15 protein-coding genes and 2 pseudogenes are annotated in these 21,247 nt (G+C 38.7%); 9 read left to right on the forward strand and 8 right to left on the reverse strand.

Translation table 11 applies throughout. From position 1 onward, the window contains the following. Nucleotides 1-160 precede the first annotated feature (160 nt). The 3 genes and pseudogenes from trhA (at nt 161) to P4S71_RS00305 (ending at nt 2,764) form a co-directional block, all read left to right on the forward strand. Nucleotides 161-788, forward strand: a pseudogene (trhA, locus tag P4S71_RS00295) (PAQR family membrane homeostasis protein TrhA). A 281-nt stretch (nt 789-1,069) separates the two neighbouring features. Then, nucleotides 1,070-1,936: a hypothetical protein gene (locus P4S71_RS00300; protein WP_337149811.1), complete on the forward strand. Its 867-nt coding sequence runs from the start codon at nt 1,070-1,072 to the stop codon at nt 1,934-1,936. 174 nt (nt 1,937-2,110) lie between these two features. After that, on the forward strand, nt 2,111-2,764 hold the full coding sequence (locus tag P4S71_RS00305; RefSeq protein ID WP_337149812.1) for a hypothetical protein: 654 nt from the start codon (nt 2,111-2,113) through the stop codon (nt 2,762-2,764). 695 nt (nt 2,765-3,459) lie between these two features. Here P4S71_RS00305 and P4S71_RS00310 read toward each other — a convergent pair. After that, nucleotides 3,460-4,728, reverse strand: coding sequence for an IS110 family transposase (locus tag P4S71_RS00310; RefSeq protein ID WP_337149813.1), 1,269 nt, complete (start codon nt 4,726-4,728; stop codon nt 3,460-3,462). A gap of 313 nt (nt 4,729-5,041) precedes the next feature. Between P4S71_RS00310 and P4S71_RS00315 the strand changes: the two genes are divergently transcribed. The 4 genes from P4S71_RS00315 to P4S71_RS00330 all read left to right on the forward strand — a co-directional run bounded on the left by P4S71_RS00315 (nt 5,042) and on the right by P4S71_RS00330 (nt 9,451). Next, entirely contained in the window at nt 5,042-6,328 is a 1,287-nt protein-coding gene (locus tag P4S71_RS00315) for an ATP-dependent nuclease (protein ID WP_337149814.1), read from the forward strand. Beyond that, on the forward strand, nt 6,271-6,717 hold the full coding sequence (locus P4S71_RS00320) for an ATP-dependent endonuclease (RefSeq protein WP_337149815.1): 447 nt from the start codon (nt 6,271-6,273) through the stop codon (nt 6,715-6,717). Before P4S71_RS00315 ends, P4S71_RS00320 begins: the two co-directional genes overlap by 58 nt. A gap of 393 nt (nt 6,718-7,110) precedes the next feature. Further along, entirely contained in the window at nt 7,111-8,214 is a 1,104-nt protein-coding gene (locus P4S71_RS00325; RefSeq protein ID WP_096793603.1) for an ISAs1 family transposase, read from the forward strand. A gap of 178 nt (nt 8,215-8,392) precedes the next feature. Then, on the forward strand, nt 8,393-9,451 hold the full coding sequence (locus P4S71_RS00330) for a hypothetical protein (RefSeq protein WP_337149816.1): 1,059 nt from the start codon (nt 8,393-8,395) through the stop codon (nt 9,449-9,451). A 317-nt stretch (nt 9,452-9,768) separates the two neighbouring features. Here P4S71_RS00330 and P4S71_RS00335 read toward each other — a convergent pair whose 3' ends face one another. Both P4S71_RS00335 and P4S71_RS00340 read right to left on the reverse strand, forming a co-directional pair. Then, nucleotides 9,769-10,080, reverse strand: a complete 312-nt coding sequence (locus P4S71_RS00335) for an MGMT family protein (RefSeq protein ID WP_149603666.1) — start codon at nt 10,078-10,080, stop codon at nt 9,769-9,771. Then, nucleotides 10,070-10,966 carry a LysR family transcriptional regulator gene (locus P4S71_RS00340; RefSeq protein ID WP_008137116.1) on the reverse strand — a complete coding sequence of 299 codons (897 nt, stop codon included), beginning with the start codon at nt 10,964-10,966 and terminating at the stop codon, nt 10,070-10,072. Before P4S71_RS00340 ends, P4S71_RS00335 begins: the two co-directional genes overlap by 11 nt. 122 nt (nt 10,967-11,088) lie before the next feature. Between P4S71_RS00340 and P4S71_RS00345 the strand changes: the two genes are divergently transcribed. Next, nucleotides 11,089-12,171 carry an efflux RND transporter periplasmic adaptor subunit gene (locus P4S71_RS00345; protein WP_096794571.1) on the forward strand — a complete coding sequence of 361 codons (1,083 nt, stop codon included), beginning with the start codon at nt 11,089-11,091 and terminating at the stop codon, nt 12,169-12,171. Between the two features lie 2 nt (nt 12,172-12,173). Then, nucleotides 12,174-15,241: pseudogene (locus P4S71_RS00350) on the forward strand (efflux RND transporter permease subunit). A gap of 108 nt (nt 15,242-15,349) precedes the next feature. Here the strand turns inward: P4S71_RS00350 and P4S71_RS00355 are convergent. The 5 genes from P4S71_RS00355 to P4S71_RS00375 all read right to left on the reverse strand — a co-directional run bounded on the left by P4S71_RS00355 (nt 15,350) and on the right by P4S71_RS00375 (nt 21,194). Further along, entirely contained in the window at nt 15,350-15,682 is a 333-nt protein-coding gene (locus tag P4S71_RS00355) for a PBPRA1643 family SWIM/SEC-C metal-binding motif protein (RefSeq protein WP_096794569.1), read from the reverse strand. A gap of 446 nt (nt 15,683-16,128) precedes the next feature. Continuing rightward, nucleotides 16,129-17,166, reverse strand: a complete 1,038-nt coding sequence (rluF, locus tag P4S71_RS00360) for a 23S rRNA pseudouridine(2604) synthase RluF (protein ID WP_337149817.1) — start codon at nt 17,164-17,166, stop codon at nt 16,129-16,131. Between the two features lie 86 nt (nt 17,167-17,252). Beyond that, the gene (locus P4S71_RS00365; protein ID WP_337149818.1) at nt 17,253-18,323 is read right to left on the reverse strand and encodes a DUF418 domain-containing protein; all 1,071 of its coding nucleotides are present in this window, start codon (nt 18,321-18,323) and stop codon (nt 17,253-17,255) included. 30 nt (nt 18,324-18,353) lie between these two features. Beyond that, nucleotides 18,354-19,568: an EAL and HDOD domain-containing protein gene (locus tag P4S71_RS00370; protein WP_007376348.1), complete on the reverse strand. Its 1,215-nt coding sequence runs from the start codon at nt 19,566-19,568 to the stop codon at nt 18,354-18,356. 90 nt (nt 19,569-19,658) lie between these two features. Continuing rightward, a complete protein-coding gene (locus tag P4S71_RS00375) occupies nt 19,659-21,194 on the reverse strand; it encodes a glycogen synthase (RefSeq protein WP_337149819.1) in 1,536 nt (511 codons plus the stop codon). Between the last annotated feature and the right edge of the window lie 53 nt (nt 21,195-21,247).

Genomic DNA, 21,247 nt, shown 5'->3' on the forward strand with positions numbered 1-21,247 from the left:
TTACGACTTTTTTACGTCTTATTAATTACGCATTGGTTAAATTGATGTTTCAACTTTATGAAAAACAATAAATTATTGTATTCATATAAAAATTATAATATTGAAAAACTCAGCGTACACTTGTACACTAAAATTCATTCAAATAGTGGTAGGATCTGTTATGTCGTTAGAAGCGCCCTATTCTAAAAAAGAAGAACAACTAAACGTAATTAGCCATGCACTTGGTATTGTATTTGCCGCATTTGTTATGTGGGATTTATTTAGCCAAGCCACCAGCACTAAAGCGTATATTAGTACTGTAATTTATGGCAGCAGTCTATTTGTACTATTTTTGTCATCCACTTTGTACCATGCCAGTATTCAACCGCGCTTAAGAGCCTTTTATAAAAAGTGCGATCACTGCGCCATATACTTATTAATTGCCGGCACCTACACTCCCTTTTATTAATCTCATTAACTGGTGCTTGGTCATGGGCAACTCTTACATTTATTTGGACTGTGGCACTAGCAGGCGTTGCATACAAAGTATTTGTAAAAAACGGTAATAAAAAAATATCACTCGCCACCTACTTACTCATGGGTTGGTTTGCACTGGCTATTGTTTATCCGCTTTATTCAAGTGTTGATGTAAAAGCACTTTACTGGCTACTTGCCGGCGGTATTTTTTATAGTTTAGGCACTTTTTTTACAGTGCTAAAAGCACCCAATTTAGCCACGCTATTTGGCACTTATTTGTTATTGCTGGGTGTGTTTGCCATTATATTTCAATTAGTAATTATGTTTATTGAGCTGGTATAGCCATTTAAAATGGTCAGGTTTGAGCGATAACCGGTCATTGAAAGTGGCTAAATATCGTCGTTAATTGATTGGTCAAACTGCTCTTTGCTCATATATTCATGTAAATGAGCGACAAGCGCATATTGTTCAATTTAACTTTAGTTAAAGTTTTAGAAAACTTAGGGATAGTAATACCTTAGGTTATTTGTTAAAACTATATAAAGTAGATAAATGAGCGTTTAGTCGGCAGAAATATGCGCGATGAGCGCACTATTAGATGGTTAATCGAAGTATGAGTAGAATTGTACCTGATAGAAATTGGTGGCAAGCGGAATCTAAAAGACGCGACGGTCTATCAACTTGCCCTTATGCAAATTCCCATAAATGCCCACGGTACTTTGAGAGCTTAGTTTTGTTATCTCGCATTAATATGATTGCAGGGATTACAAAAAGTAAAACTGAAGAACTAATTTCTTTCTGGAGCAGGACAAGTTTTTCTTCACTTTGTGATGAAGAAGTTCCAGCAATTTATACAAAAGAGTCTGGAGGTCTGTCGTCCGTCAGTAATTTTTGTCCTGAAGTTTCGTTTAAATATTTGCATTATTACGCTGACTATATGTATAAATATGTTGATGAAATAGATCAGGATCTTGGTACTCGCATAGCACAACGTGATAATTTGCCAAATGACTGGAAGTCCTCATGGATGTCGGTTAATCCTAAGTATTATTTAGACTGCGAAGTATTTGATAGCGTGAGGGATTTTAATAAAAACCTAGCTAGTAGCTTTATTAATAGATTGCACCCAAATATTATTCAACAAATTGACCGAATGGATAATTGTTTGGACCAAAATGACCCTGCGGGAGCTATACACGCTGCTGCCAATATATTAGAAACAATGGCAAAAGACATTACTCAAAATCCTAATGTCTCGAACCAATCATTAGGTGGTTTTTTTGAGCAATTTAAAAAGGTCTCAAAGTTACCTGAAAATCTTATTAACGCAATAATGGATATCTATAAGCTTCGTAATCAGTTGCCCACGGCGGGTCATGGTAGTCTAGCTAAACCGGATTTAACGATGGTCGAAGCTATAAGTATTGGGGCTATGACGAAAGCAATTCTCGAAATTGAGTATCGTAGTAAAACCATTTAACAAATGACTATTGTGCGACTATAGCTGGTACTTTGACGAAGTTCGCCTTGGACCTATAAGCAGACTAAATAGGGGGAAATACAATCGTTCAAAAGTCAATTTTTTATACGAAAGCAGACATAAAAATATATAAAAGTGTGATTAGTCATACCACACCATTTCAAGGAGTATTAATTGGACACCAGTGAATGGAAAAATAAGACTCTTACGGAATTATCTCTTTTAGAGTTAGCATATGCACATTTAGGTGGAGCTACTTTTTACCAACTTAAAGACGGCCACCTAAAATCAATCCTACCGATTGCACTTCAAGAAATTAATCACGCTAAACATATGGAGTATTCAAAAAACTTTATACCTGTTGTTGGTGCTTTTGCAGTTATAGAACAAATAGGTTTTTGTTACGCGCGTACGGATATGGATGAATTTTCTAATTCGGCCTCTAGTCCCATTTTAAAAGCCTTATATTATTTTGCTGAGTATCCCGAAGGTCACATTGATACGAAAGCAATATATGCATTACGCAATTCATTTCTTCATAACGCAAGTTTAATGGCAATTGCACAGCATAGTAACAAGCCCAGTTTTAATTTTAGATTTGATAGAGAAATACAAACTTTAGTTGAATATTCATCTGTGAGTTGGGATGGAAACATTGAAAGCTATAAACCTGAGATGGCTACTTTAATTAATCCAAACAAAATTATAGATCTTGCCTCAGCGGTTACACAGAACACTCTGGAATGCTTAGAAGCTGGTAGTTTAAATGTGACCCTTGCAGGTGGTGAAAAAGAGCTGTATTACAGGTATCTAAAGCATTTCAGTTAATGCAATATAGCAATATTGAGCTCCAAGAAAGGTTGAGCATAAATGCCTAGCAAGTGATTAATGTTATCACCTTCTGCTCATAGCACCTTGGCGAAGTTCGGCTAGGAGCGATAACCGGTCATTGGGATTGGCTAAATATAATTGCTTAACGGTTAAACATTAGGTTTAATGGATACATAATAAACGCTGAGTAACTCAGGGACAGCTTAGATACGATAGACACGCCAGTAATGTTGGCTTGATATCGCTTAGGCAATAAAAGCAAGTTCCCATAGTGTAAACAACACCAACTCTGACACACCGAGCAGGTAGCGCCTCAGTCCAACAAGCGATTATGCAACACAAACTGCGTGTCGCATAAATACTAAAATGTTATAGCTCAAGTGAAACGTCAGAAGTGTTTCCTTTTGCTCGCTAATTTTAAGATTTTCACAGGGTTTACAGCTCGCCAGCGTTGTTCCTGTTGCTTTCGTTAAAGTCTGGTAGAATTTGGGTAATAAAACGCGGTCATCGAAGGCTGCACTATTTGGCAAAGGAATGGCCGTCAATATCAACCGTCCGTTCCTTGCTCAGTGCAACTCCAATATCACCGTAAAAAAATCAATCAGTTGTAGTGGATTTTAGCATCGCCATACTTTTTGTTTGGCGGCACTCACGTCAGCTATAACAACACGCCCTGAGGTGGACAGCAAGCGCTAAAGCTCACTTTCCACCGCAAATTTTAACAGCGGTGAACCCTTACTTTTCAATGCGGTTAAGTAAGTTGATTCATCGTAGGGCGTATGTGTTTTCCAGCACCTAAATAGAATTCGTATCCACTTAAATGCCAATGATCTGATGATGGTATTATGGGGTTTTCCTTTGGCTTCTTGCTGCCGATAATAGGCTTTTGCCCAAAATGAATAGCGCACAGATAATCCAGCCCATTCCACAAATGTTTGCCTTAAAAATTTAGTGCACGAGTATCGCCAGTGTATCCATTCCTTTTTGCCACTGCGTTCGGTTACTGGAGCAATGCCTGCGTATTTTTGTATGTCAGCGGCGCACTTATAGCGGTCACGATTTGACCCCATAGCGGCTAATAATCGAGGTGCTAATTGTGGGCCTGCACCTGGTAAACTATCAAAAATAGCGCGATCTTTATGTTGCTTATAAAGCGTTTTAATTTCGTCATCAAATCGTGTTATTGCCAGCATGAGCTGTTTTAGTTGAGGAACGAGGCATTCAATAAGCAATAAGTTTGGCGTGATCACCGCCATATCATCGGTAAGAATTTCAGCATCCTTTATTTCTTTTATCCGCTTTTCATTAACGAGTGGGTAGCGGGAATTATGTTGATTAAAGAAGTCGAGTAGTGTTTGTTTCCTCGCTTTTTTAGCGTGAGCAAGAGAGGGCCAGCGCAGTAAGAAGTCACAGAATATTTGAGTGTCTTTTTCTTTAAACCAATCAATCACGTGGGGATAATAATTTTTTAGCGTTGTGGCTATTTTATTGGTTAAATTAACACGATCTTGTACTAGTTTACGTCTGTATTCGACAAGCTGCGCAAGACACCTAACGTCCTCTGAATCCGGCCTAATAACCGTTAATTTATCCATGTGAAGTTGTAAGATTTCAACTTGAATAATTGCATCAGTAGGATCATCTTTAGCCCCGCTGTGCGTAAATGCAGCACGGTATTTAGCAACACTTGATGGGTTAATCACAAATAATACAATGTGCTTAAATTTACTGAGTGCATATATAAGTGGGCCTTTTTTTAGCTCACACGCGACGGCAACAGATCTGCCGTTGTAGCGTTGTTTTAACTCAAGCGCCCATGCATTAATTGACTTAGGTTCAGAGGAAATCACACTTAAATGTTGTGTATTTGTGTCACGATTTATTTCACAAATATCGTGTTTACGGTCAGCCCAATCGATCCCGATAAGGGCTGCAAAATCTGAGACGTTAAAGGCTTCCATTTTGGGCCTCCTAGAGGTAAAGTGAAAGAATAAATAGAGGCTAATAGTGTTTCTCGCAGGTCTTATAGATAGTCGGCATTACGACAATCCCTGAGTATGCGTATTGAAACAAATAACTCCTGTTGATCCGAAAGTCTTGTTACAAACATTGATTGTTTCCGCTCAAATATTCGTGATCAACAGAAGCATATTCCATGTATTAATGAGATAGGTAAATACATTAATTAATGGAACGGAGTAACTATAAGGCGCTTAAATCCGACGTCGAAAGAGCCGGCGCGGTTTAGCGCGGCGTTATAACTCAGGAGGCAAAATGGAACTCTCGAAAATAAAAATAATAAACTTCAGATCTATAGAAAATATAGAATTCTCGTTGAGAAATTACACATCTTTGATTGGCGCTAATAATACTGGTAAGTCAACAATATTTAGTGCGATAGATTACTTTCTTAATCAGGTTAAGCCTCAGTTTTCTGATTGGAGAAATAACAATTATGATGAGCCCATCATAATTGAGTGCTGGTTTGAAAATTTGCAGGGGTGGGAATCTGCGTGTCCCGGAGTTGCTGGTATTGTGCAGAACAATGAGATCCATCTACGCTTAGTAGCATCCGCCGATGTTGAAACCTCTTCAATTAACGTTGATTACGAAGCTCATATTCGGGAAGAACAAATTGATGGTTGGTCATCTGGCTGGAGAGATCTTTCTCAGACCATTAAGGATATTGCAGCTGAGCAAGGTATAACAGGAACTAGTTGGCGAACAGTATCAAACCGAGAAACCATAAAGCAGTATCTAAGAGAAAATGATGCAGACCTGATCACTACAGGTGACTATGTATGGACTGATGAGGGCATAAGTATTAAACCTGCCCTGCAACAAGCTTTACCAAAGTGTGTAGTTATTCCAGCGGTTAGCAAGATTAGTGATGATTTAAAAACAACAGGGAAATCGCCCTTTAATCAATTGCTTTCTTCTGTTGTAATGCCAGTCATTTCGCGCTCGGACGAGTTTAGAACTCTGCAGACAGCTATCCAGGCATTAACTGAAAAAATGCAGGGGCAAGCCGAAGACGAATTTGAAGAGATCAGAGGTATAACTGATTCATTGACTACTCGTTTGTCAGGTATTTTAGACGCCGAAGTACTAATGAGCCTTAATACTCCTGACTCAGAGAAGTTTATTAACTCTGGAGCGACCCTTTTAGTCAATGACGGTCATACTACGTCTCCAGACAATCAGGGCAATGGTGCACAACGAGCTTTGACTTTCGCATTATTAGAAACAATAGCACGAATGGAAAGCGCTCAAGGTGGCGAACAAGTTAAATCTACATTGTTACTATTTGAAGAGCCTGAACTTTATATCCATCCTCATTTAATGAGAAAACTAAAGGGTATACTTGAAACTATTGGTGCAAGTAGCAATTGGCAAGTTGTTTCAACTACTCACTCACCATTTCTCATTGATGTAGCTTCTGACCCTAAGTCTTTGGTGTTGGTATCTAGAAATGGGAGGGAGAACCCTCGGAAGTTAAACAGTTGCAATCTGATCCATTCGCCGTGGCGGCGAATGGCGCTCAAGAACGACAAGCTTTAAGAGCAACCTTAGATTTTCACCCCACAGTTTGTGAAGCATTCTTTGCTAGTTGCGTTGTTTTAGTCGAGGGTGACAGTGAGGTGGCTGTCTTTAAACGGGCATATGAAATACTTGAAGCATTTGAAATGGAATCAAGTAATGTTGAGAACACTACAATTGTTTCTTGTGGTGGTAAGTGGACGATCCCTGCAATAGCAAGACTCTTAGCTAATTTCGAGGTACCGTTTAGAATTGTCCATGATATGGACAAAAAAGATCGTACTGAAGAGGAGCTTCAGGAGTTGACAGGTATTGATCCCTATCGAGCTAATGCAAAAATTGATAGTGCAGCACCAAATGTAGAGAAGTTTGTAGTCAGAAGATACGTTAGAAGATTTGCTATGGCCTGATGCTCGACCAGCAGGAAAAGACAAGCCTTATCAAGCTTGGAAGAGAATTAACTACTTGCTCGAAAATGTCGATGAGCTTCGTGAGCTAACAGGTTTTAGAGATTTGCTCTCTTTTGTGTATGAGCAGTAGTGGTTAGAGAGTTATAACAAAGCATTTAAGAGTGATTCCCAACGATTGGCATTTTCAGTTCAAGGTTGGGTTTCGTGTTTTCGGCGCAATGGGTAAAGAGCGATAAGCGGTCGATCAGGTGAGTCGTTTTTAACTTAGTAAGAATAAGAGGACACTTTCCTCTTTTTACATATTTATATAAGTTACACAGGGCAAGATCATACTTAACTTGATTATTACTTCGAATCTGTGATCAAATCGCCTTTTTCTCAAAGGCGATTAACATGTCATTCATCAACCATTTCAACGACATTCAAGATACTCGTTCACACATCAACAAAAAACATGAATTGCTGGATGTTATATTCCTTACAGTCACTGCGATTATTTCAGGTGCTGAAGGGTGGAAGGATATTAAGCAATTCGGTGACAGTAAACTGACTTGGTTACGTAAGTTTCGTTCATTTGAAAATGGTATTCCTGTCGATGATACGATTGCTCGTATCATTAGCTCACTGGCCCCTGAAGCTTTATTAGCTTGTTTTGTTTCTTGGGTTAATGAGCTTAGAGATGCGAATAATCAAAGCGTCATTGCCTTTGACGGTAAAACACTTCGCCATTCTTATGATGGTGATAAAAAAACAGCTATTCACAGTGTTTCAGCTTATGCAGTTGAACAGGGCCTAGTACTAGCACAATGCAAATCAAAAAGTAAGAAGAATGAAGTATCAACAGTGATGGCACTTATTGAATTACTTGAGCTTAAAGGCAATATCATCACAGCAGACGCGATGCATTGTTTAAAGAAAGTGACGAAAGCCGTCAGCAAGAAAGACGGAGACTATTTGCTGCAAGTGAAGAATAACCAAGGAAAATTGAACAAAGAAATTCAAGCCTACTATCACAAAGTCAGACGAGAGCAGCCATCACTCATCCAGCAAAATAGCCATGAAACAGTAAATGATGGGCATGGTCGAATAGAGCAGCGCACTTACACTCAACTGTTGGTGACAGATTGGCTTGAGCAGCGCCACGGTTGGGTCAATTTCAACTCCATAGTCGAGGTAGTACGACAGCGTTATGTTGGTGATAGTCATACAATGGAAACGAGTTATTACATCAGCTCGCTAGGGATAAACCCAGAGCAAGTAGCCAAGTCTATTCGCCAGCATTGGGGAATAGAAAACTCAGCACACTGGGTATTAGATATGACATTTAAAGAAGACGATTCACGTATTCGTCGAGGTGATGCCCCCGAGAATATGGCGACCTTTAGACGATTTGCGATGAACTTAGCGAAATTAAGCGCGATAAAAGACAGTATGAAAGGTAAGTTGAAACAGGCTGCTTGGTCAGATGAGGTAAGAGAGCAGCTTATTTTAGGATAAATAACGCTCAAGTATGATTTTGCCCTGATAAGTTACATAAAGCAGAATATATATAGCTAGTAATAACTTATGCTTTTTGATATTAATACAAACTCATAAAATAAGGACGTTTTCGTGCTAAAAAAGGGAAAGTGTCCTCTGATAAAGTTGTTATTCATCATATTCGTAGTAGGTAAAAATGGATAGTACAGAAAAAAAACTCAAAGTTATCATCCCACAAGATGTTCAACAAAAAATAGACAATGATGAGTACATATTAAGAGGTAGTCAAGTTAGAGATAATTTGGGGAAAATTGTTTGTAACTTAGAGACATTGGATGTTGAAGGTGATGATTATTTTTCTCCTAGTCTTTTCTTGATACAAAATAACCACACGTTTATATCTCAATCTGTTATCTCGAAAAAGCTTATTAGTGACCTTGAAAGCACTAAAAGCAAGTTTGCCGCAATAGAAAACAAGCTTGATGAGGTGATTGAGTTTCAAACGAATTCCTTGATGTCAAAAGTTTTAATTTTCAATGAGTTGTTTGCTACATTCCAAGAAAAAAGTAGCCTCTCAGATCAACGTTCGGTCTTCTCTAGTGGTGTTAATGCTGCTTCAGAAATAGCTGCTAACTTAGAGTTGTATCTTAAAAGATATTTAGATGGGACAACCGTCTTTCATCAAAACTCACACTATAATAGTCAGCTTTACTCTGACTATAAGAAGATAGATGGATACAAGCCAAGTATAAAAAGAACAAAGTTTAGTAAGTTTTCTGATAGCAAAGCTTTTTATTTTACCTACGCATTTATGAACATCATTAACAATCTAAATGTTCTTAGTTTGTGTGTAGATAAAAAGGTTCATCCCAGATATCAAGATAACCTCCTTGAAGTCAGAACCAAACTGGTTAGTTTGATAGAAATTCTGATTAATGGTTTGTGTAATGAAAATGATATCTATCAAATGTGTTATTCAACTAATTATTCAAACTCATATTACCCATTGGAAAAATTGATGGAAATAGTCGAGTTTGACTCTAAAAGGTCAATAAACGATCTAATCTTAGCTCATTATCCTACAGAAGTTAGTGTTAGTTATGATGAAAGCCGCGTAGATTCGTTGAATACTTGTATTTCATTGGTTAAGGAAATTGACAACCTGTTATCTCGAAGTAATCAACTTTCTGATTTGAAATTAGAAGAAATACCTGAAATTACCGAGCTTGTATGGTTGGCGCTGAATGATGAATAACTAGTTGCTCAATTTCGTTTGTAAACTCACTGGGACAATTAACAGTTGGCTTGGCGCTTCGAGCAAGTATAGCCAATAGTCAATTGCCCCTTAGCAAAATGTTATCAACGGCGGCTTCTGGCACTCTCCAGCCAGTCGACAACATAAAATATTGATAATAATTGGCAAGGTATTTTACTGTGTCGGATGGCATGGCGAAGCCACTTATCCGACCTACGTCAAAAGGTAGATTGCTTAAGCCGAAGGCGCCACCCAACAGAGTATCAATTCACGCCTAGAGGTCAGCTATGGCACTTACCTGCCCATACATAGTCATATCACTCCCACCGGCACTCGCGCATATTTACTTTGTCATTTTTAAACAATACTCCTTCTGATAATAACTTTTCACGTTGTTCTTGGTATTTTTCGCTACCTTCAGGGAATGATATTTTACCTTGGCTATTCACTACCCTGTGCCAAGGTATAACTGAGTCGTTTGGCATCACTTTTAATAAGCGCCCAACCAACCGTGAGTTTTGAGGATAACCCGCAAGAGCTGCAACTTGACCGTAACTTGCTACTTTACCTATTGGTATGCCTGCGATAACAGTATAAATAAGTGTTTCTTTATCAATATCAGCGTTCATTTAAATACGCCTCACTAAGTACTTTAAATTGCTCCCATATAGTGCGCGCTACAGGGCCATGATGCACTGCATGTTGTCTAAAGGCTCTAATTTGTGCACTAAACTTATGCTCACGGTCAGTTATGTGTATTTCTTGAAGTAAGCCTGCTTTTATTTCAGGGTCGCAGTGCTCTAGGCTCATCATTGCCCAACCTGCGCCTGAGAGTAAAAACGATTTTAAGGTCGATACATCATCAATTTTCATCATGGCCGAGCCTTTTGAGTACGATAGTCTGTCACTGTCGATACTCAAATCACTTTCAAACATGGCTAAACACGGATACGTTTGCAGTTCGCTATAGGTTAGCTTTTGAGGAAGTACGCCTTTAGCGCTGACAATGCCAATATCGAGCCTGCCTATAGGTACGCTTTCTAAATCGCCTGTCGCGTGAAATAAATCAAACCACGGGCCAATGCCTAATTCAGCTTGCCCACTGTTTACTTGCTCTAACGAAATAAAGCGCTTCCCGCTTGTTAAGCTAAATTCCGTGCTGGTAAACAACCTAAAAGTATTACTTATGATCTCGTTGTAACTTTGCATATGGCAAAGTTGTTCGTAACAAATTCTAAATTGGGGCTCATTCCCGAGTGCTAATTCTTTAGCAAGCTGTGCTAACTCGCCGTTCGCATGCAGGAGTTGCTGCGCCTCGCGGTGAAAAATACGCCCTTTTTCAGTAAGCTGTAATCGGTACTTACTTCTATCTAGTAACTCAAATCCTATTTTTTCTTCTAGTTTTTTAATAGCAAGTGTAAGCGCGGGCTGCGTTTTATGTAGCTTTAGTGCTGCCCCACTTAAGCTTGCGCTTTGCACTATGGCATCTAAAATTATTAATTGATTCAGCTTCATATACCGCCCTGCAACATTATAAGTAAAACTTATTGAGTTTCTAAAATTTAATGATTTTTATTTTATATGTTTGCAGCGTATGCTGCACTTAATTATTTTGCCATCACTGCAACGGAGAAGACATGAAACTCTTTCGTCTATGTTTATTAACAACGACCTTACTTAGCTTAATAGCCTGTTCTGAGCCAGAACAACAAGTTAAAGAAGAGCCCATTCGCCCTGTTAAATTATTCAACATAGGTCATGATTCTCAAATTAACATTCGCAGCTTTCCTGCTGAAGTTGTTGCAAACCAAGGGTCATACCTTGCTTTTAGAGTAAATGGCGAGCTTGTAAAATTTCCTGTCTTAGCAGGCGAACATGTAGAGAAAGGCCAACTATTGGCAAAGCTCGATCCTGAAGATTTTGAATTGCAATATGATGATAGAAAAGCTAGGTATGAACTTGCAAAATCTCAACTTAACCGAATAGAACAATTATTTGAAAAACGAATTACTAGCCAATCAGAGCTCGATAAAGCAACTGCTGATATGCAAGTTGCTGAATCAGCATTTAAAATTGCACAAACAAACCTTGAGTACAGTGAATTACGTGCTCCTTTTAGTGGCATCGTCGCTAAAGTATTTGTTAAAAACTTTGAAAATATTCAAGCGAAGCAAAATATATTACGTTTAGAAACCCGCGATTTAATGGACGTTGAAATACAAGTTCCTGAAAAAATAGTTGCACGCTTTAATAAAGGCACTAGCTACCAACCTACTGTTAAATTTGACGGTTACGACGACAAAGAATACACCTTAACGATAAAAGAATGGGATACGCAGGCAGACCCTGCAACACTTACTTATAAAGTTGTTTTTTCTCTGCCTGTACCCGATGACTTTAATTTACTTGCTGGCATGACAGGCAGTGTACTAATTGATTTGAGTAAAGTAACTAACTCACAAGTTGCTTACACAATTTTACCTATCGAATCCGTTTTTTCTGATCCCCAAGAAACCATTAAAAACAATGCATATGTTTGGCTTTACGACGAGCAAACAGGTCAGGTTCATAAGCAAGCGGTAGAAATCGGTCAACTTCATCGCGACGGCATTGAAGTACTAAGCGGCATTAAAGAAGGTCAAATAGTTGTGGCTGCGGGTGTACACTCAATAAAAGAAGGAATGAAGGTACGCGCGTGGAATAAAGAGCGAGGCTTATAACAATGAGCTTTGCACAACTCTCCATAGAAAAAAAGTAATCAGCTGGATGTTTACGTTGCTGCTATTAATTGGTGGTAGCGTATCGTATTTTGATTTAGGGCAATTAGAAGACCCTGAATTTACACTCAAAAAGGCCATGGTTATAACCATGTACCCAGGTGCTTCACCGCAACAAGTTGAAGAAGAAGTAACCTTCCCAATCGAAAATGCGATTCAACAATTACCTTATGTCGATTATGTAACGTCAATTTCGTCAAATGGAAAATCGCAAATTACAGTAGAAATGAAAAGCACCTACCGTAAAGAACAACTGCGACAAATATGGGATGAAATGCGTCGTAAAATTAATGATCTCTCCCCCTCATTACCTACCGGTGTCTACCCAAGTATAATTTTAGATGATTTTGCCGACGTATACGGTGTGATGTATTCGGTAACAGGCGATGGCTATTCGTATGATGAACTTAAAGATTACGTAGACTATTTAAAGCGCGAGCTGGTACTTGTTAAGGGGGTTAGTAAAGTTACCGTTGCTGGAGAGCAGCAAGCACAGGTTATGGTAGAGATATCGACTCGTAAATTAGCGCAATTAGGCATAGCTCCTAGTCATATATTTCAACTATTACAATCGCAAAACACGGTATCAAACGCGGGTAAAATTCGCGTAGGCGATGAATCAATCCGTTTTCATCCAACGGGTGAGTTTAAAAATGTAAAAGAGCTTGAAACGCTACTGATTTCAAAAACAGGCGCAAGTGAGCTAATTTACTTAGGTGATGTAGCCAAGGTACACAGAGAATATGCCGAAGTACCAAGTAATATTATTCGCTACAATAATGAACAAGCATTATTAATAGGTGTGTCATTTACCTCTGGTGTTAACGTGGTTGATATAGGCAAGCATATAGATGAACACTTGGCATCGCTTGAGTATCAACGACCACATGGCATTGATATTAGTTCGGTATACAATCAACCTAAAGAAGTTGAAAAGTCAGTTGATGGATTTATTATCAGCTTGGTTGAAGCTATTGCGATTGTAATTGTGGTTTTGCTTTTGTTTATGGGGCTAAAAAGCGGCATTTTAATTGGTGGTATTTTACTACTGACCGTACTAGGTACGTTTATATTTATGAAGTTGTTTGCTATCGATTTACAGCGCATATCGCTTGGGGCACTTATTATTGCACTAGGGATGCTGGTTGATAACGCAATAGTAGTAACCGAAGGGATACTAATAAACCTTAAACGTGGCCAAACAAAACTCAAAGCAGCAGTTAATATTGTTGAACAAACTAAGTGGCCTTTACTAGGTGCAACAGTCATTGCGGTAACCGCGTTTGCACCAATAGGTTTAAGCTCTGATGCCAGTGGTGAATTTGCCGGTAGCTTATTTTGGGTGCTGTTTATTTCGCTTTTATTAAGTTGGATAACAGCTATTACATTAACGCCATTTTTTGCCAATTTAATGTTTAAAGAAACTCAATTCAAAGGCGAAAATGACCAAGAAGATGAAGACCCATACAAAGGCTTTATTTTTAATGGCTATAAGGCTGTATTAGATTTTTCTCTACACTTTAGAAAAACCACGCTTATATTAATGGTTGTTTTACTGTGTACTGCGGTTGTTGGTTTTGGCTCTGTAAAACAGTCATTCTTTCCTGCCTCTAATACACCTATGTTTTATGTAGATTACTGGCAAGCACAAGGTTCTGATGTTCGCTCAACCCTTGAGGGAGTTAAACAGCTTGAGGCGTTTTTACAAAAAGAAGAACTCGTTGAAGAAGTAACAAGTACCACAGGGCAAGGCGCACCGCGCTTTATGCTTACCTACGCGCCAGAAAAGTCATACCCAGCTTATGGGCAATTGATTGTTCGTGTTGCCGATAGGGAAGCTGTTGCCACTATAATGCAAAAAGTCCGTGATTATTCAAATCAGTATGCGCTTTCTGCACAACTTAAAATTAAACCAATGGAAATAGGCCCTTCTACCGATGCCAAAATAGAAGCCCGTTTTTCGGGCCCTGATCCTGTTATTTTAAGGCAACTGGCCGCTAAAGCCGAAGAACTGATTGGTAACGATGATGGCGCATACAATATTCGTAATGACTGGCGCGCACGTACCAAAATGATTCGCCCACAGTTTAACGAACAAAAAGCACGCCGCTTAGGCATTAGCAAATCAGACTTGGATGATATATTACTCACCAGTTTGTCAGGTAAGCAAGTAGGTGTATATCGTGATGGTACGCAGTTGCTGCCTATTATTGCACGATCCCCAGCTAACGAGCGCTTAAACGTAGAAAGCGTTCACGACCTTCAAATATACAGCCCAGTACTTGGTGTATTTGTACCAGTAACCCAAGTAGTAGACGAGTTTATTGTACAATGGGAAGACAGCCTAATAATGCGCCGCGACCGTAAACGTACTATTACTGTGATGGCCGATCATAATGTACTCGGCGATGAAACCCCAGCTAAACTATTTGCGCGTATTCGCGGCCCAATAGAGAATATGGAACTGCCACGTGGTTACCAACTGGAATGGGGCGGCGAGTTTGAGTCATCAAGCAAGGCTCAAAAAGCAATATTTGGCTCTTTACCATTGGGTTACTTAGCTATGTTTGCAGTAACTGTATTATTATTCAACTCAGTTAAACAACCTTTGGTAATTTGGGCAACCGTGCCTCTTGCTATTATTGGCGTAAGTGCAGGGTTATTGATTATGAATACACCATTTAGCTTTATGGGTTTGCTTGGTTTGTTAAGCTTAAGCGGTATGTTGATCAAAAATGGGATTGTGTTGGTCGATCAAATAAATCTCGAATTAAGGGAAGGTAAATCGCCTTATGAAGCCGTATTTGACTCTGGTGTGAGTCGTGTACGCCCAGTTGCTATGGCCGCTATAACCACTATTTTAGGTATGATCCCGCTGCTATTTGACGTGTTCTTCCAGTCAATGGCGGTAACCATAATGTTCGGTTTAGGCTTTGCCACCATACTAACCCTCATTGTAGTGCCAGTACTTTACACGGTTATATTTAGAATTGATTACGAACCGCGTAAGTAGTTAAACATCTAATCGGTTAACATAAAAAATGCCACTGGCTCAAGGTCAGTGGCATTTTTATTTAATACCGATGAAAAAAGAAAGGCCATATATTGAGTGGTTAATAAATTAGCCGCAACACTTTTTGTATTTTTTGCCACTACCACATACACAAGGTGCGTTACGCTCTGGTACTTTATCAAATACTTGTGGTGTTGACTTGCTAAGCGCAAAGTCTAGTTCGCGAATATCTTCTGGTACGTCTGCTTTAATTCCAATCGAAGCAAACAGCGAATGATCTTCTAGTATTGCTTCTATTTCTGATTGTCGTTCAGCTGAGTTTACAATTAGCGTTAACGGGTGCAACTCTGTGCCTACCTTTGCAGTACGATTTGGCGCAAATCCATTACTGTTATTTTTACCCATTATATCGGGCTTACCCATAAAGAAAAACTTTGACATGCTACTTCTATAACCTTTCTACATTATTAAGACGGCGCATCTTAACAGCTTACCCAACATATAACTAAGTGTACTTGTTAATGCACAATATAAATTAGGCTTTAGCGTATATACGCCTAATATAACGACATAAATAAGCTATTTAATGGATTTAAAATAGAGATTTAGACAAACCTTAAATTCGTAATAGAGTGAAATTACGCTGACTCAACTTAGAGACATTTTAGTATCTAATATCAATCTGCAATAATACTTAATCAATTTGAGGGATTAAATCTGACACTAACTGTGTTAAAAATTACTGATATACGACTGCATGGATGCAGGAGTAATTAGTGATAACAACTAAATAAGAAATTTTTGCCTTGTTATCGACACTATTTTCTTACCTCAAAATAACACACTTAATTAAGCTAAGTGGTATAACACCACCACTTAGCTGCACATTATTTTTTTAAACTGAGAATACGGCCTGAGCTTGGTTGTGAGTCTGATTTAGCATTAGACGACTTATTCTCTTTAATACTTTTTGGCTTACCAACATACGTGGTAGAACGCTTTTGATAAGGCGCTTTACTGCGCTCATTTTTGCGCTCGCCATTAGCATTACTACGCTCAGAGTTGCGACTTGAATTTCGCTCAGTACTACGCTCGCCACTTTGTTCGCCTTTATTAAAACGGCGAGGATTTTCACCCTGAAAATCACGTTTTTTGGGAGCCGACGGCGTATTATTTTCTGATTGTTTGTTAGCATCAAGCGAATGCTCTTGGGTTTTACCTGAGTCAGAAATCGAGTCGTTTATTTGCGCCATTTCAGTATCAGACAAATGACGCCACTGCCCTACCTTTAAACCTTTTAGTGTTACGTTCATTATACGTGTGCGCTTTAACGTAACCACTTCGTAACCTAAATATTCACACATGCGGCGTATTTGGCGGTTTAAACCTTGGGTAAGTACTATTTTAAATTCTTTAGGGCCACTTTGCGTGACTTTACATTCTTTAGTGACGGTATCTAAAATAGGCACGCCATTGGCCATTTTTGTAACAAACTGACGATTAAGCGGTTTATCCACCGTAACAACGTATTCTTTTTCGTGATTATTGCCCGCACGCAAAATTTTATTAACGATGTCACCTTCGTTAGTTAAAAATATAAGCCCTTCAGACGGTCTATCTAAGCGCCCTATTGGAAATATACGCGTAGGATAGTTAACTGCTCGTATAATATTACTTTGAATTTTACTTTCGGTAGTACACGTAATACCAACGGGTTTGTTGTAAGCGATATAAACGCGCTTTGGTGTGGCTTTAAGTGGCTTGCCATCAATTAATACAACATCGGTAGCGGCTACTTTTACGCCCATTTCTGGAGAGTAGCCATTAACGCTGACACGACCCTGCTCAATATATTTATCGGCTTCGCGGCGTGAACAAAATCCTGTTTCACTAATAAATTTATTTAAACGTTTTAATTCGGTCATGGCACTTATAGCGTAGTAATTTTTAAGGCGAGTAGTGTAAACCACCCACACTATTTTTTCGCCCCTAATTTAGAATTTATAGGTGTTTAAGCATTAATTTTTGCTTTCGTTAATTTACGCCATACAAATTCAAGCGGGCCTTGGTTAAAATAGCGGCTGTATATAAAGGTAAATATGAGCTGCATTACAACTAATGCCGTTGCCAGCACCCAGTAATCAATACGATCAAAACCGAGCACCCAGTGTGTAAATAGCACTTTATATAACAATAGTTGCATGAGTGTTTGGCTAATATACAAGGTAAATGCTAAGCGCCCTGTTTGCTGAATAAGCTTGCCAACGTGTGCGCTGTTATTGCAAAATTTAACAATTAAATGAATATACAGCGTCGCCATTCCAAGTGCCGCAAACATATTTATTAACTCTTGTATGGCATACATAAAGCCACTACTGTATTGCGAGGTATAGAGCCTAAATGCACTCAAGATCGTGGTTGCAATAACGATTGTTACTAGCTGTTTTGTGCTTAAGCCTTCACTAAATACCCCCTGTTTATACAAGTAAATACCAATGAGCATAATCCCTGCACACATCCACAAGGTCATTATCGGCACTATAAATACCATTAATGCATTCATACCGAAATTAGAAATAAAATAATCAAAATAATGTGGGCTATATAAAGAAATAAAATCTTGAGAGTCGCGATAAATAATATCCACAGGTGCACTATACATAACCAGCCCAGTGGTGATGCCACACAGTAAAATAAATGCAAGACCTCGCCTCAAAAGTAACGCATTATCGCTTTGTAGGTATTTCAGAGTAAACCAACCTGAAATGCCATAAACAAATAAAATATCACCAGCCCAAAGTAAAAGCCCATGCGCTAAACCAAACAGTATTAACCAGTAAAGCCTACTTTTTAACTGCACATCAGACTTATAACGTTGCCATTGAATATAAAGCCCAGCCCCAAACAGCAAACTAAACAGCGTTCTAAAACGACCGTCTACAAATAAGGTACTAAAAATATAAATAATAGAGTCACTAACAGGGGCATTACTGTGCGCAATGTAGCCTAATTCAAAAACACCAAAAGCATAGCTATTCATGTAAACTAAGCCCAGTACAGCTATGCCACGAATGAAGTCCATATTGTAATTGCGCATTAAAGCTAGTGTCCGTTAAATATTGTTCTTATAGCTGTCGGCCCAATTGACCGACTGCTGGTAGAGTGCAGGCAGTATAGCATTGTCTATATTCAACAAAAGCCCAGCTTGCTCTAACGCCCACCAGCTTCCAGTTTCGTATGCTCTAACAACATTTAAAATATAGTAAAGGTTATTTTTATCATTTAATAATGCAGCTTTTATCTCATCTGGAAAAGGCAGCTTTTCAACGAGTAAGCTCATCGGTTGATCAAGTATTGCATCAAGCAATGAAAATAAACCGGTTAAAAAAGCCTCTCCAGTTTGGCTCTTTGCTACATTTTTTGCTAAAAGCTCACAAAAACGAGCACGAACAACGCAAACCTGCATTAGCTCAGCAGGCTTTTTTCCTGCTGTATGAGCGGTAACAATAAGGCTCACAAACTTTTTAAGACGATCATGCCCTAAATAGACAAGTGCTTGCTTTAATGACGATATTTGACTTTGTATAGGAAAAACACCACTGTTTATTAAACGCAGTAGTTTATATGCAAGGGCGGCATCTAGCTCAAACAACCCAGATATAACTTTTATATCTGGGTTTGGCTTCATTATTTCAGCATAAATAGCGACAACTAACCCATAATTATAATCGATATCGTTTTGCTTGATCATAGTGGGTTTTGCAAAAAAATAACCTTGGAAATAATCAAACCCCATATCAAAGGCTAATTTATAGTCGTCTTGAGTTTCTATTTTTTCGGCTAATATTTTTATTTGTTTATGTGCTTGCAGCTTTTTAACGATGGGTTGTATTTCGTTAAGCGGTGTCATTCTTATATCAAATTTTATTAATTTGACGAGCTTTAAAAAACGATCCCACTGTGGTTTATACACAAAATCATCGAGTGCGAGTTTATAATTACTATGAAATAAACCTCGGCATAGTTCGTAGTTATCATCGTTTGGCTCAATGGTTTCAAGTAGTTCGATTACAACATCTTGGCAAGGCAAAAAAGCGCATAAGTCGAGCTTCAATGATTCAGGACCAATATTAATGAGTGCTTTTTTACCTGATGTAATATGGCGAGTACCTAAGTTAAGTTGATTCTCCATAATAAGACGAGCGGTCGCTTGGCCTTCTGCAATATCAGGAAAATAATTTTTAGGGCTATCACGAAAAAGTAGCTCGTAAGCTACTACATTTTGACGACGATTAAATATTGCTTGCCTTGCAACAAATACAGACACATTACCTACTTCTTGTTTTTTATTTCAGACTAAGTCATTAAACATTAAAGCGATACAATTGTCACTGAACTTTGCAAAGCACGTAATAATTTACCTATATAAGGTTGTTATATAAGCAGTTGCGATTTGCGTCCATGAAAAACGGGCTTGCTCAGCACCCTTTTTTACTTTATGCCACTTTTGAGGTTCTTGCTTTTTAATTGAGAGTGTTTCGTCTAAACAGGTGATTAAATTACTAGTTTGAATGGCTAATGTGTCGCCACTAAAACTAAAACCATTTTCATTATGCTGAACGGTGTCTTTTAATCCGCCAACACTATGCACCAAGCAAGGCTGTCCCGCTCGCATTGCCAGCATTTGACTTATACCACATGGCTCAAACGAACTTGGCATTAAGAACAAATCACCTAGTTGATACATTAAATCACCAACACCTTGACCATAACCTTGCAAAAATAAAAGGTTAGAATTGCGTGCCATTGCTTTAGTAAAAAGACTTTCAAGTTCTTTGTCACCCGAACCTAAAACAATGAATCGACCACCGTATTTATTAACTAGTTGGCAAACGTTATCAATCGCTAAAGTACCGTTCACCTGCTGGCACAACAACAAGACTTTTTGCTCTGTAAGTCGGCCTACACTTGTTACTAATGGGCCATTATTTGCTGCTGCTTTAAATTGCTGTAGTCGCTGGTGCGCAATATAATAACCACTTTGAAGCTGTTTATCGTTACTCATCCAGCTAAATAAAGTGTTCTCTATTTTTTTATATAAAGTATTTAAGTCTGCATTTTCATTTGTTAACTTAGGATACTCACAGCCATTTAAAATACCAACCAGCTTGCCTTGTTCTGCCGCATTTTGCAGATCTTGCTCAAGCCCTTCGCCGCCAAAAAAACCATGTTCATAATTACTTGGTTTAAGTACTTCTTGGCTATAGGTTGGTGATACAACATGTACTTTATCGCATAGGTTAATGGCACTGCGCATTGGGTTAAAACAATGCGGGTAACGTGGATCACATAAATGTTGACCGTTATAACTAAGCGAAGGAAACCATGCTTCTAGACTCGAGTCATCGTGCTTAAAAGGCCTTATTCCCTGCAGCGCTATGTTATGTACAGTGTAGGCTATATGTATGTTATTTAGTGCGCTATAACGTGGCTCAAATTTAATTAAAACGGCAACACACGCGCTGTGCCAATCATGCAAATGTAATGCATTAGGGCGTGTAAGTACCCCTTGTAATAATGCCTCACAAACTGCGGCATTAAATAAAGCAAACTTGGTTGCATCCGTGGCAAATGGCCTACCGGGTGCATCGTTGCAGTAAACAGTGCCAGATTCACTAAACAATGGGTGGCTAATAACAATTTGGCTGACATTACTTTGCGTTTGTCGTACTTTAAAAAGTGTTAAAACATGTGGCTGTGCATTAAAAGCAACCGTTACTTCACCGAGATAAATACGCTCAATAAACGCAAAGCCGTAATCAGGAATAACAACATCTACAGTTACACCTTGCTCTGCCAACGCCTTTGGTGCATCACGCACTACATCAGCTACTCCACCTACTTTAGCGCCTGGTAACGCGTCGTTCTCTGCTGCAACCATTAATACATGCATTAATTTACTACTTCCTTTAACCTAATGAGCCTGCTCAATAAAGAGCAAGCCTT

This window comes from Pseudoalteromonas sp. B62, from assembly GCF_037162565.1.
Lineage (GTDB): Bacteria > Pseudomonadota > Gammaproteobacteria > Enterobacterales > Alteromonadaceae > Pseudoalteromonas > Pseudoalteromonas fuliginea.